This is a genomic window from Lentzea flaviverrucosa (assembly GCF_003350445.1).
Taxonomy (GTDB): Bacteria; Actinomycetota; Actinomycetes; order Mycobacteriales; family Pseudonocardiaceae; genus Lentzea; species Lentzea californiensis.
Genome location: NZ_QQAU01000001.1, coordinates 750,520 through 762,928 on the forward strand (window position 1 = coordinate 750,520; position 12,409 = coordinate 762,928).

Genomic DNA, 12,409 nt, shown 5'->3' on the forward strand with positions numbered 1-12,409 from the left:
GTTCGGCGTCAGGAACGCTGCTTGCGCACCCACGCGGCGACGTCGTCGGCCTCGATCGGCAACGCGTCCGACAGGACGTCCGCGCCGGTCGAGGTGACGACCAGGTCGTCCTCGATGCGCACGCCGATGCCGCGCAGCTCCGGCGGCAGCGTCTCGTCGTTCGGGTGGAAGTACAGGCCGGGCTCGACCGTGAGCGCCATGCCGCGTTCCAGGACGCCCTGCTGGTAGGTCTCCTGGCGGGCGTCGGCGCAGTCGTGCACGTCGAGGCCGAGGAAGTGCCCGGTGCCGCAGACGATGTAGCGGCGGTGGTGCTGACCGGACGGGTCGAGCGCCTTGTCGACGCTGACCGGCAGCAGGCCCCAGTCGTGCAGGCCCTCGGCGAGCACGCGCATCGCCGTGTGGTGGAACGCGCTGTAGTCGTTGCCCGGCCGCACTTCCGCGAGCGCGGCGAGGTGCGACTTCAGCACGAGGTCGTACACCTGGCGCTGCGGCGCGCTGAACTCGCCGCTGACCGGGAACGTGCGGGTGACGTCGGCGGTGTAGAGGGAGTTCATCTCGACACCGGCGTCGAGCAGCAGCAGGTCGGCGTCGTTCACGCGACCGTCGCAGCGCGTCCAGTGCAGGACCGGGGCGTGCGGGCCGGCGGCGACGATCGAGGTGTAGCCGGGGCCCTTGCCCTCGGTGCGCGCACGGCGGTCGAACGTGCCCTGCAGCCAGCGCTCTCCCCCGCCGCGCACGGCCTGGCCGAGCTCCATGGCGACGTCGGCGAAGCCCTTGACCGACGCGTCGACGGCCTGGCGGAGCTGGTCGACCTCCCAGTCGTCCTTGATCCGGCGCAGCTCGGCGAGCACGGTGCGCAGCTCGTCGCTGTGCGAACCGCTCAGCGCGTCGAGCAGCGGGTCGACGCCCTTGGCGACGAGCGTCTCCGGGTGGCGCCCGCGCAGGGCGTTCGCGAGGTCCTCGATCGGACGGGCCGTGATGCCGAGCGCCTGGCCCCACTCCTTCGGACCGGCGGCGGCGCCGATCCAGAACGGGCTGCGGTCGGCGTCACCGAAGAAGTCGACGCTGTGGGTCTCGCTCGGCACCGGCACGAACAGCGTCGCGTCGTCGCCGGTCAGCACCAGCACCGCGCCCTCGACCTGGCAGCCGGTCAGCCACACGAAGTCGCTGTCGGCGCGGAACTCGTGGAACGTGTCGTTGGACCGGACGTGCGCGCGCCCGGCGGCCAGCGCGATCCGCTTGCCGGGCAGCGCCTGCACGAGCCTGGCGCGGTGGGCGGCGGCCGCCTCCGCGGTGCCCTGGGGCAGGTCGACGGAACTGTCCCACTCACCCCAGCCGTCGCGGATGTAAGAGCGGAAACCGTCCGCGTCCACCAGTTTCGCCATGTCGCGGCGTGTCCGAGCCAATTCGCGTCCTCTCAGAGTGGTCCTTCCTGCCACCCTTCCTCCTCTCGGAGGGGTCGCGCCAATCCGGATCGGGGATAGCCTCAGGCTATGGAACTGGAGATCCGGCACCTGCGGGCGATCTGCGCCATCGGCGACGCGGGCAGCCTGTCGCGCGCGGCCACGCAGCTCGGCATCTCCCAGCCCTCGCTCACCACCCTGCTGCAACGAGTGGAACGCCTGGTCGGCGGCAAGCTCTTCGACCGCGGCCGCGCCGGCGCCGAACCCACGGCGCTGGGCGCGCAGATGCTGCAACGGGCCCGGTTGCTGCTGGTCGAGCTGGACGCGTTCGGCTCGGACATGACCCAACGAGACGGACCGTCTCGTCTCGGCTCGGTGCACATGGAGTGCGTCGCCTCGCTGTACACCCGGCTGGAGGAGGTGCTCACGGACATCACGCTCGTGGTCGACCCGTCCTCGACGGGACTGGCGCTGGCGCTGGCGAACGGCCACCTCGACGCGGCGGTCATCGCCGTGGACGAGGACGCCGACCTGGGACTGCCCCGCGGGGTGGCGCAGCGGGTCGTCGTGCCGTGGGTGCCGGTGTACATCGCCATTCCCGCCGCTCACCGACTCGCGTCGAAGACAGAGGTGGAGCTCGCCGACCTGGCCGGGGAGTCGTGGGTGGGGCCGCCCGGTGCCGAGGACGGCTCGTTGACGTCGTTGCGCGCGGCCTGCCGGGCAGTGGGGTTCGTGCCGCGGATCCGGTTCGAGATGCCGAGCGGCGCGGGCCGCCAGCTGATCGCGGCGGGCAAGGCCGTGCAGCTGGTCGAGCCGACGTCGCAGGGCGGTCCCGGCGTGGCGGTGCGGCCGCTGGCGGGGGCGCCGATGCGGATGCGGCTGGTGTTCGCGTGGCGGCGGGAGCGGCTGACCTGGAGCCAGGCCAGCCGCGTGTTCGCCGAGGTGCTCGGTGCCTATTCGGACCAGGCGCTCGCCAGCCCGGTGTTCCGCCCCTGGTGGGAGGAACGGGGCGCGGCCCTCACCGCGTCCGGCTGAACGGCGCGGGTCAGCCGGCGGCCGTCAGCGAGCCGAGCCACGTGTACCAGTCGGCGTCGTAGCGGTTGCCGATCACCCGCGTCAGGTGGTCCCGGGCGCCCGCCCAGTCCCCTGCCCGGTAGTCCGCCAGCACCGCCGCGACGTCGGCCGGGTGCTTCTCCACGAGGTACCTGACCGCCAGGTAACCCCAGTTGTAGACCCGTTTGGTGTCGTGGTCGTAGGTGGTGTCGAACAGCGTGCTCAGCGCGTACGTCCGGTTCTTCGCCTCGGCCAGCGCGGCGGTGTAGGTCTCGCCCCGGTAGCTGTACGAGAGGTGCTCGGCGAAGCCCTCGATCCACCACACCGTCGGCGTGGTCATGTTCTCCTCGAAGTCGCCGTGCATGTCGAACCGGCCGTCGAGGTAGTGGGTGTACTCGTGGTTGAGGTTCCAGATCGCGAACCCGGGCAGCCAGTCGGCCTCGTGCGCGATGAACCGCGCCTGGTTCAGGGCCGGGTCGCCTTCGAGGTACATGCCGCCGTTGTTGGTGGAGATGTCGAACAGCACCCCGGCGTACGTCCGGTAGTCGTTGCCGGTGTTGAAGACGACGACCTCGAGTGACGTGTTCTGGTCTCCGGCAACGGGTCCCGGGTCGCGCACGACCCGGTGGAACGCCGCGTCCTGGCCGGCGAGCGACGAGCAGGTCTGGCGCAGCTGGGTGCTGGTGAGCTGCTGGGCGCGGATCTTCAGCGTGGCACTGCAGGTGTGCCGGACGGTCAGGACGCGGCGGTCGATCTGGGCGCGGAAGTCGCACGTGCCGTACCGGCGGCAGTTCGCCTTGTCGTACCAGTCGACCATCTCCGCGACACCCACCCACAGCGGAGCGAGCCGGCCGACGACGCCACCGCGCGAGACCATGTCCGCGAGCAACGGCCGCACGCGCGGCGCGATGACGTTGTGCTGCAAGAACCTGCCCAGCTCACGGGTCGCGTTCTGGACGAGGTACTGGCGATCGGTGCCGAAGAGGTCCAGGTGCCCCAGCACGAACCGGCGCAGCGCCCGCAGGACCTCCGGCTCGGCGCGCACGGCGGCGAGGAACTCGGGCTGGGCGTGGCCGTAGTAGAGCAGCAGCATGCCGGCGTGCACGGCCGCGTCGTCGGCGCTGGTGTAGGTGTCGAGCAGGCGGGTCAACGCGCGCAGTTCGGCCGGGTAGTCGGCGACGGCGGCGGTGTGGATCGCCGAGTCGGGCCCGGCGTGCAGGATGGTCCTGGCGACGGCGGGCGGTAACAGCGGGCTGTTCGGCGCGCCGGGCACGGCGGCCTGCGCCGCGGCAGGGGCCAGCAACCCGGCCAGCAGAGCCAGGACCAGGGCGAGTGATCTCATCGGGGTTCCTCCGCAGGGTTCGAGGTGCCCCCGAGCGTCACACCGGCCGCCGCCTCGGAATCATCCCTTCCGCTCATAGCGCGCTGCTATGGAAGAGCTCACTGGTCCGGCTTCGCCGGCTCGGCGAACAGCAGGTGCCGCACGTGCGCGGGTCCCTTGGCCAGCGCCCGTGCCGTGTCCTGGTTCTGCTGGTCCACGACGGTGCCGCGTTCGACGTGCTGGCGCAGGTGCTCCTGCCACGTCGCCACGGTGAAGGTCTCCAGGAACGTCTCGGGCTGCTCGGTGTCCCGGAACAACCCCCACATCGTCGCCCCGGTGCGCCGCCGGGCCCTGCCGACGCGCTGCATGGCGTCGATGAACGCGTCCTCGTTCTCCGGCGCCACGGGCCACTCCACGGTGACGAGGACGGGGCCGGCTGCGGTGTCGGTGATCTCCGGCGGCTCCTCCCAGTACGTGGCGGGGCTGACGTCGAGCGGCCGGTCGTTCAGCGGCAGCCACCGGGTCGCCGCGAGCGCCAGCACGACCATCGCCACCGCGGGGGCGATCATGGCCACCTGCAGGCTGTACGCGTCCGCGATGGCACCCCACACGACCGCGCCCAGCGCCTGCCCGCCCATGAGGATCAGCTGGTAGTAGGCCAGCGCCCGCGCCCGTGTCCACGCGGGCAGCAGGACCTGCGCGGTGGCGTTGAACGTCGACAGGGTGGCGATCCAGCAGGCCCCCGTCAGCAGCATCGCCACGATCACCAGCGCGAAGCTCTGCGTCAGCACCGCCGTGCTCGTCGCTCCCGCGTAGACGAACGTCGCGATCAGGACCATCCGGTTCTTGCTCATGCGCCGCAACAGTTTCGGCACCACGAACGCGCCGCCGATGGCCCCTGCCCCGACGCTGCCGAGCAGCACGCCGTACCCGCTGGCGTCGAGTCGCAGCGGCCCGCGCGCGATCGCCGGCAGCAGTGCCCACAACCCGCTGCCGAACACGATGAACAACGTCAGCCGTGTGAGCACTCGCCGGAACAGAGGCGAACTGGCCACGTACCGCGCGCCCGTCCGCATCGCGGTCGTGATGTGCTCCGCGCCGAGCGGCCGGTGGTCCGACGGCCGCTTCCACCGCGTGAGCACGATCAGGACACCGAAGAAGCTCACCGTGTTGAAGGCGAACGTCGCCTCCGGCCCCGCGAGCGCGATCAGCAACCCGCCGAGCGCGGGGCCGATGGCGCGCCCGACGTTCATGTTGACGCCGTTGAGCAGCGCGGCCTGCGGGATCTCCTCGCGCGACACCAGTTCCGGCTGGATCGCCTGGAACGACGGCATCGACAACGCCTGCCCGATCGCCATCAGCGCGAGCAGCCCCAGCAGGCTCGCCGGGGTGGCCCTGCCGGTGCCCGCGAGCAGCATCAGCCCGCCCGCGCCCGCCAGCATCAACGCCTGGCCGGTGATCAGCACCTGGCGCCGGTCGAGGATGTCGCCCAGTGCCCCGGACGGCACCACGAGCAGGAACACCGGCAACGTCGTGGCGGTCTGGACGAGCGCGACCTGCAGGGCGCTGCCGCCGAGGTCGCCCATGAGCCACTGGGCACCGACGGTCTGCGCCCACGTGCCGATGTTGGAGGCGAACTGGGCGAGCCACAGCGCACGGAACGCGTTGCGGCGCAGGGGTGCCCATGAGGAGACGGTCACCCGCTGATCTTCACATCCGCGCCTGTGCCCCGCCGAATGCCGTGACCACTTCTTTTGGTCGACACTGAAGCTATCGAGGGAACTGCACATCGCCCGCCAGGGGTGATTTGGGTCACAGCACTCCGGCGGATCCGGCCGCCGCGGACGTGTGAACGGGCGCCGCACGTCCGCCCTGTTCACGTCCTGAAAGCGCTCTCGGAACCTGGGGAAACAAGCGTTCACACCGCCGGCGTTCGCCCGGAAGCTGCCCGATTTCCCGGACCGCGACGGATTGTGAACATTCGTCTCAACCGGGTGCGCAATCGCTCAATGGTGAACGGTTGCCCCAATTCTGCCTGATACTGCGCGCAAAGCAGGCAGAGCAGAAAGGTTCCGAGCACTCGTGATCACGCCCGAGTACTTGCTGTCGACCCGCGAGTTCGAGGTGCTGTGGCAGACGCTGCGGCTCGGCAGAATGCCGTACCCGCTCGACGTGCCCAGCGAAGGAGCGACCGAGCAGGACGTGAAGGCCCTGCAGGACAGGACCATCGCCGGCCTGCGCCGGCGCGGCATCGCCGACGACGTGCGGCTGGAGGACCTGCTGCGGGTGCTCGGCGACCACGAGGTGTCCGTGGACGCCGTCGCCGGGCTCGACCGGACGGTGCGGGCACTGGCCGCGTCCAGCGGGGACCAGGCAGTTCTCGCCGTCATCGACGGCGACAACGTCGGCCTTTCCGAGATCAGGGCCACCTCGCTCGCCCGCGAGATCGTCCGCGTGCTGCCCGAGGGTGTCGCGGGCCCCGGCAGCGCGCTGTCCGTGCGGCTGGAGACGTTGCAGCAGGCAGTCGCACTACAGGAGGCCGAGCAGGAGGAGGACTCCGAGGACCCGTGGGGCGCGGCCGACGAGGAGCTCGACGACCGCGAGGCGTTGCTGAAGGCCGGGCTGTCCGCGCAGGACGCGCGTCAGATGGACGAGCTGGCGCAGAACCGGGTCGCGGGTGGCCAGTTCGGCGTCACGCACGGGCGGCACCGCGCCGACGTGGTGATCAACTGGTTCGACACCCACCAGGGCCGTTACCTGATGGTCCGCTCCGACGGCTGGCTCAGCCTGTCGCCCACCGACAACGACCGGATCGCGACGCGGATCGACGCGGTGCTGGCCTGAAGGCGAACGCGGTGCGTCGCAGCGCACAACATTGATCCAAAACGGGCAAGACGGGCGTACTCTCCGGAGTGCGCCCGTGCTCTTGTGCGGCTCCGACGATTCAGCCGATCCGGTGAACGCCGAACCAGCTGGTGACGGACCTCAAGAGAGCCCTAAATCCCGGTTAAAGGCCCGTGTGATTTGGGTCACATCGACCCCGCGTCAAGGGCCGTTCCAGGGATGTGAACAGAGATCGAGAGCCCGAGCGGGCAGCACCCCGAGAGCGCTCCCACAACCAGCGCAAACGATCACGGCCGTTACACCATGTTCACCTGTTAGTGGCCCGTTTCGGCCCATGGCAACGCATTGTGAAGACCGGTCTCAATTGGTAACTCGCACGCCGCAAAGTGAGCGTTGCGCCAAAAGACACCCGATACTGCCCGCATGTACATCGTCGGTGACAAAGACGCTGTCCCGCTCGGGGACACCGTCAGCTCGGGTCAGGTGCAGATCGACCCGGACGCGGGCGAGGAACTACGCAAGCAGTTCCAGGCCCAGATCGACCAGGTCGACTCCTGGATCGAACGTGCCAACTCGAGCATCGCCCGTCCGGCGCCGCTCGGAGCGAACCCCGTGGGCGACAAGATGCGCGACAAGTTCACCCATCGTGCCGAGGGTGAGCAGTACTCGTTCGTCAGTGTCATGACCGCGTACCGCACGGTTCTGGAGCAGACGAAGAACTCGATCGTCGAGGCGGTCGGCAACTTCACCAGGCTCGACGAGGACCAGCAGGCCGAACTGAAGAAGCACATGGGTAACAGCTGATCTCGAGGCCAGCTGATCCAACGGAGTGAGAGGCGAGCCGGTCATGCCCCCCGAGACCGACCCGAGCGAAGTCGAGAACGTCCCGGTCCTCACGGACCCGCAGAACTGGGCGTCCCGATCGCACCAAGAGCTGTATGCCGCGGTGCACAACAACAACGACCCCGGTCAGGCCGGCCAGATCAGCTCCGAGTGGGGCAAGTACGGCAACGAGCTGACCGAGGCGTCCCGAGTCATCAACTCGGTCATCACCTCGTCCGAGTCGAAGTGGACCGGTGACGCCGCCGAGGCCGCCCGCGCGGCGATGAAGAAGCTCGGAACCTGGGTCGACGAGACCGCGCGCACGGCCGTCGAGGTCGGCAACAAGGTCGCCGACCAGGGCCGTGTCATGGAGACCGCCAGGGCGCAGATGCCCCAGCCCGTCCAGTTCGACTGGAACAAGGCCGCGGCCGCGCTCTCCCAGCCCGGCACGCCCGCCTTCGTGCTGGCCTCCGCCGACATCGCGATCGCCAACGCCGCCTCGCGCGCGGCGCACGACCAGGCGGTCGGCGTGATGACCAACATGGAGAACAACTCCCGGCAGATCGACTCGTCGACGCCCGCCTTCAAGCCGCCGTTCAACCCGAACACCGGCAAGGTCGAGGAACCGGTCATGGCGGTGCCGCGCTCCGGCGCGGTCGCGCTCGACAACGGTGTGGACGGCCTCATGTCCACCCAGACGGCGAGTGCCGGCACGGCGACGGCCGCCCCGCTCGCCCAGCAGCAGGGTTCCAGCGCCAGCGGCGTGCCCAACAGCGGCGCGGGCAGCGGCTACGGCGGCGCAGGCGGCGGCAGCGGCGTGAACCAGCCCGCCGCGGCGGCCTACACGCCTTCCGCTCCCGGCTACGCGGGACCCGGTGGCGCCGGCGGCGGTGCGGGTGGCGGCAGCAGCTACACGCCTCAGATGGGCAACACGAACACGAACACCGCGGCGGCCTACACGCCGACCGCCCCGGGTTACAACCCCGGCAGCACGTACACCAGCGGCAGCAGCGGTGGCAGCGGCGGTCCCGCGCCCTACACCCCGACCGCGCCGGGCTACACGCCGCAGATGGGTCCCGGTGGCAAGACGAACACCGGTGGCGGCAACCAGAACGTCCCGAAGGCCCCGGTCGTCGGCCGCGACATCGCGAACCCGAACTACACCCCGCAGAACATCAAGGGTGGTCCCGCTCCCTACACGCCGACGGCGCCCGGTTACAACGGTCCCGGTGGCGCGGGCGGCGGCGCCGGTGGTGGCGGCGGTGGCGGTGCCGGTGGTGGCGCCGGCGGCGGCGCGGGCATGAAGGGCCCCGTGCCGTACACCCCGCAGATGGGTCCCGGCGGTGGTGCCGGCGGTGGCGGTGGCGGCGCGTTCGGCGGCGGCGCGGGTGGTACCGCGGGTGCCGGTGGTGGCGCGATGCAGTCCGGCGGCGCGGCCGGTGTCCAGGGCCAGGCAGGCCGTGGCGGCATGCCGATGGGCATGGGTCCCGGTGGCGCCGCGGCGGCCGGTGCCGGCATGGGCGCGGGCGCGCCGATGGGTGGTGCTCCCGGAGCCGGTGGCCGTGGCGAGGATGACAAGGAACACCGTTCCGCCAGCTACATCATGGGCGGCGACCTGTTCGAGGTCCCCGGTGAGAACCTGCCCCCGTCGGTGATCGGTGCCGCGAAGGTCAAGAAGCAGAAGGGGACCGAGTCGTCTTGATCACGCCCGAGTTCCTGCTCTCGCCCCGCGAGTTCGACGTCCTGTGGCACGACCTGCGGCTCGGCAGGGTGCCCTACCCGCTCGACGTGCCGAACGAGGGTGCGACCGAGCAGGAACGCCGCGTGCTCGTCACGGAGACGATGGACGACCTGCGGTCACGGGGCCTCGTGGACAACCACCGCCTCGAGGACTTCCTGCGGCTGCTCGCCGACCACAAGGTGTCCGTGGACGCCGTCGCCGGTCTCGACCGCACGGTGCGGGCGCTCGCCGTCTCCAACGGTGAGCGCGCCGCGCTGGCGATCATCGACGACGACCGGGTCGGGCTGCTGGAGATCCGGGAGACCGGTATCGCCCGCGAGATCGTCAAGGTGCTGCCCGACGCCGTGCCCGGTCCGGGCACGGCGGTGAACGTGCGGGTGCAGTCCCTGCAGGACGCCGTCGCGCTGAAGGAGGCCGAGGAGGCCACCGCGGGCGACGACCTGTTCGGTGACGGCAAGGTGGACGACGAGGACGCGCTGCAGCAGGCCGGCCTGTCCGCGCAGGACGCGAAGCAGTTCGGTGAGCTCGCCTCGAACCGCGTCGCGGGCGGCCAGTTCGGCGTCACCCAGGACCGCCAGCGGTCGGGTGTGGTGATCAACTGGTTCGACACCCACCAGGGCCGTTACCTGATGGTCAACTCGGACGGCTGGCTCAGCCTCTCGCCGACCGACAACGACCGCATCGCCACCCGAATCGACGCCGTGCTCGCGTGATCTGACGCGTCACAGCCGAACCGCAGTTGAACCACCGCCGCCGGAGGACCGTGTGAACCCCGCGAACCCTTATCAGTGGGTCGAAGAGTACGAGGCCAAGCTGGCCGACCTGAAGGAGAAGTCGGAGAACCTCACGGAGAACGTCGCGGCGGCCTCCGCCACCGTGACGTCGAAGGACGGTGCGGTGACCGTGACGGTCGGGCCCAACGGCGGCCTGCAGAACCTGCAGCTGGGGCACCGCGCGATCGAGCTCGGCGGGCCCAGGCTCACCGCGCTGATCCTGGAGACCGCACGGGCGGCGCAAAAGCAGGCGGCCACCCAGGTCCTCGAGCTCTTCAAGCCGCTCGGCGAGGGCACCGAGGCCTACCAGATGGTCTCGGACTCGATCCCGGACGACGAGGTCGAAGAGGACGCCGACCCGTACGACGAGGTCGACGACGAGCCGGAACCTGCTCCGGCTCCCCCGGTCAGCAAGCCGGCGGCGACTCCGCAGCCCGCACCGGTCCGCGGCCGTGGCAGTGCGGCCGACGACGATGACGACGACAACCAGCCCTGGTAAGGAACAGCGATGACCGCGCCTGAAACTCCCCTCCCGTCACCTCCCGGGATGCACATCACCGAGGAGAACAAGCTCAAGGGCTCGCTGTTCATCGAGGCCTACGGCAGCTTGATCGACGGCATCAGCAAGGACGCCGAGAGCGAGACCGAGAAGGCGCTGGACATCACGTTCAACGCCATCGGCGCGGCTTCGGCCACGGTGATGTTCGCGATCGACCCGCTCGGCAGCATCATCGGTGCCGGTGTCGGCTGGCTGATCGAGCACGTGTCGTTCCTGCGTGACGCCCTGAACCAGCTGATGGGCAACCCGGAGGAGATCCAGGCCAACGTCGAGGCCAACAAGGCGCGCGCGGCCGAGCTGCGGGTGCTGGCCGAGGACCACAAGAGCGGCCTCGCGACGTTCGACGGCTGGACGGGCGCGGCGTCCGAGAACTACAAGAAGTCGATGGACGGAATGAGTCAGGAGCTCGACGACCTGGCGAACGCCGTCGAGTCCAAGGCCAAGATCGTCGCGATCATGGGCATGCTCGTCACCGTTCTGCGTGACATCGTGCGCGACCTGATCGCCCAGCTGATCGGTTCGCTGATCGGTGGCGCGATCATCGCCGCCGCCATGATGATCCCGACCTTCGGCACCTCGATCGCGGTCTTCGGTGGCTTCGCGGTCGGCAAGGCCGTCGCGCTGGGCGTGAACATCGCGTCCCGCGTCGCCCGCGTCGTCGCGGCTCTCGGCCGTCAGATGAAGCGCATCGGCGACCTCGACGACATCATGAAGAAGGTCAGCAAGGGCTGGGAGCGCTTCGAGAACTCCGCTGACGTCGCCGAGATCACCTACGAGGGCTACAAGGCCCAGGACGGCGTCAACAAGAAGATCGACGAGGCGATGGAGAACCGGGGCGCCGGCGGTGGCGGCAACACGCCTCCCGGTGCCACCGACGGCAAGACCGCCGCGGACGCCACCGGCACCGCGAGCGCATCGATGGTGAACGCGCGTGTCGGCACGGTCCAGGACGGGACCGTCCAGGCGACGCTCGCCAGCGCTCCTCTGAGGGCGACGGAACAGGGCGAGCCGATGCAGGCCCTCAGGCGGACGGAGGCAGTGGCCGCCGAGCCCATGCAGGCCCTCAGGCGGACGGCCACGACCGAGCCGATGCAGGCCCTCAGGGCGACGCAGGCCGCCGAGCCGATGCAGGCCGTCAAGCGGATGGACGCGGAGCCGCTTCAGCCGATGCTCCGGGGTGTGGCCATGTCCGAACCGGCACAGCCGATGCTCCGAGGCGTGGCCATGTCCGAACCGGCACAGCCGATGCAGGCCGTCCGGGCGATGGACGCGGCCGAGCCGCTGCAGGCCCGCACCGCGGCGGTGTACGCGACCGAGCCGGTGCAGGCGTTCCAGCGGGCCGAGGCGGTTCAGGCTCCCATGGCGTTCCAGCGGGCCGAAGCTGTCGAGGCTCCCATGGCGTTCCAGCGGGCCGAGGCCGTCCAGGCTCCCACGGCGTTCTCCCGCGTGGAGGCTTCGGACTCCACGATGGTGTCGGGCGTGAGCATGACGTCGGGAACGCCGGCCTACGAGGCCGTGCAGCCGATGCAGGCGCGTGAGATGTACATCAGCCCGGAGACGCCGTCGGAGCCGTTGCAGGCCTCGTCGGGTTACGAGCCGCTCGCGCGCACGCAGATGTCGCACGCGTACGACGCTCTCGAGCCGTCGCAGCAGCGTGAGGTGTACTCGCGCGTCGACGCCGAGCCCGTCTACGAGAGCGTCAACCCGCTCATGGCGAGCGAGCCGCTGCAGGCGACCACCGCTTACGAGGCTGCCGGCGGTGCCGCGGCGGAGCCTCTGCGGCCGACCATCGCGCACGAGCGTTCCGTCCGGCCGACAGAGTAAGTCCCAGCCAACAGCCGGGATCCCCGTGATCCCGCCTTGTTCTGACGCAGTTCTGGAGAATCGCCGCTC

The 12,409-nt window shown here is 70.3% G+C and carries 10 protein-coding genes; 7 read left to right on the top strand and 3 right to left on the bottom strand.

The features are described 5' to 3' along the window. Positions 1-8: 8 nt before the first annotated feature. Positions 9-1,385: an aminopeptidase P family protein gene (locus DFR72_RS03485; protein WP_090064070.1), complete on the bottom strand. Its 1,377-nt coding sequence runs from the start codon at positions 1,383-1,385 to the stop codon at positions 9-11. A gap of 108 nt (positions 1,386-1,493) precedes the next feature. Here DFR72_RS03485 and DFR72_RS03490 point away from each other — a divergent pair, with 108 nt between their 5' ends. Continuing rightward, entirely contained in the window at positions 1,494-2,438 is a 945-nt protein-coding gene (locus tag DFR72_RS03490; RefSeq protein WP_090064069.1) for a LysR family transcriptional regulator, read from the top strand. Between the two features lie 10 nt (positions 2,439-2,448). Here the strand turns inward: DFR72_RS03490 and DFR72_RS03495 are convergent, their stop codons facing one another. Both DFR72_RS03495 and DFR72_RS03500 read right to left on the bottom strand, forming a co-directional pair. Further along, positions 2,449-3,798, bottom strand: coding sequence for a collagenase (locus DFR72_RS03495; protein ID WP_090064068.1), 1,350 nt, complete (start codon positions 3,796-3,798; stop codon positions 2,449-2,451). A 98-nt stretch (positions 3,799-3,896) separates the two neighbouring features. Continuing rightward, positions 3,897-5,477: an MFS transporter gene (locus tag DFR72_RS03500; RefSeq protein WP_245982483.1), complete on the bottom strand. Its 1,581-nt coding sequence runs from the start codon at positions 5,475-5,477 to the stop codon at positions 3,897-3,899. 382 nt (positions 5,478-5,859) lie between these two features. Between DFR72_RS03500 and DFR72_RS03505 the strand changes: the two genes are divergently transcribed. The 6 genes from DFR72_RS03505 (at position 5,860) to DFR72_RS03530 (ending at position 12,340) form a co-directional block, all read left to right on the top strand. Beyond that, positions 5,860-6,621: an ESX secretion-associated protein EspG gene (locus DFR72_RS03505; protein ID WP_090064066.1), complete on the top strand. Its 762-nt coding sequence runs from the start codon at positions 5,860-5,862 to the stop codon at positions 6,619-6,621. Positions 6,622-7,044: 423 nt separating this feature from the next. Beyond that, on the top strand, positions 7,045-7,425 hold the full coding sequence (locus DFR72_RS03510) for a hypothetical protein (RefSeq protein ID WP_090064065.1): 381 nt from the start codon (positions 7,045-7,047) through the stop codon (positions 7,423-7,425). A gap of 43 nt (positions 7,426-7,468) precedes the next feature. Further along, on the top strand, positions 7,469-9,145 hold the full coding sequence (locus tag DFR72_RS03515) for a PPE domain-containing protein (protein ID WP_090064064.1): 1,677 nt from the start codon (positions 7,469-7,471) through the stop codon (positions 9,143-9,145). Further along, positions 9,142-9,897, top strand: coding sequence for an ESX secretion-associated protein EspG (locus tag DFR72_RS03520; RefSeq protein WP_090064063.1), 756 nt, complete (start codon positions 9,142-9,144; stop codon positions 9,895-9,897). The genes DFR72_RS03515 and DFR72_RS03520 overlap by 4 nt, the downstream gene beginning before the upstream one ends. Before the next feature lie 52 nt (positions 9,898-9,949). Beyond that, positions 9,950-10,456: a YbaB/EbfC family nucleoid-associated protein gene (locus tag DFR72_RS03525; protein ID WP_090064062.1), complete on the top strand. Its 507-nt coding sequence runs from the start codon at positions 9,950-9,952 to the stop codon at positions 10,454-10,456. A gap of 9 nt (positions 10,457-10,465) precedes the next feature. After that, on the top strand, positions 10,466-12,340 hold the full coding sequence (locus DFR72_RS03530; RefSeq protein ID WP_143086653.1) for a hypothetical protein: 1,875 nt from the start codon (positions 10,466-10,468) through the stop codon (positions 12,338-12,340). The last annotated feature ends 69 nt before the right edge of the window (positions 12,341-12,409 follow it).

Excerpts from the sequence above, each read along its gene's own strand:
- DFR72_RS03485 (WP_090064070.1), bottom strand. The coding sequence starts at position 1,385 with ATGGCGAAACTGGTGGACGCGGACGGTTTCCGCTCTTACATCCGCGAC.
- DFR72_RS03490 (WP_090064069.1), top strand. The coding sequence starts at position 1,494 with ATGGAACTGGAGATCCGGCACCTGCGGGCGATCTGCGCCATCGGCGAC.
- DFR72_RS03495 (WP_090064068.1), bottom strand. The coding sequence starts at position 3,798 with ATGAGATCACTCGCCCTGGTCCTGGCTCTGCTGGCCGGGTTGCTGGCC.
- DFR72_RS03510 (WP_090064065.1), top strand. The coding sequence starts at position 7,045 with ATGTACATCGTCGGTGACAAAGACGCTGTCCCGCTCGGGGACACCGTC.
- DFR72_RS03515 (WP_090064064.1), top strand. The coding sequence starts at position 7,469 with ATGCCCCCCGAGACCGACCCGAGCGAAGTCGAGAACGTCCCGGTCCTC.
- DFR72_RS03530 (WP_143086653.1), top strand. The coding sequence starts at position 10,466 with ATGACCGCGCCTGAAACTCCCCTCCCGTCACCTCCCGGGATGCACATC.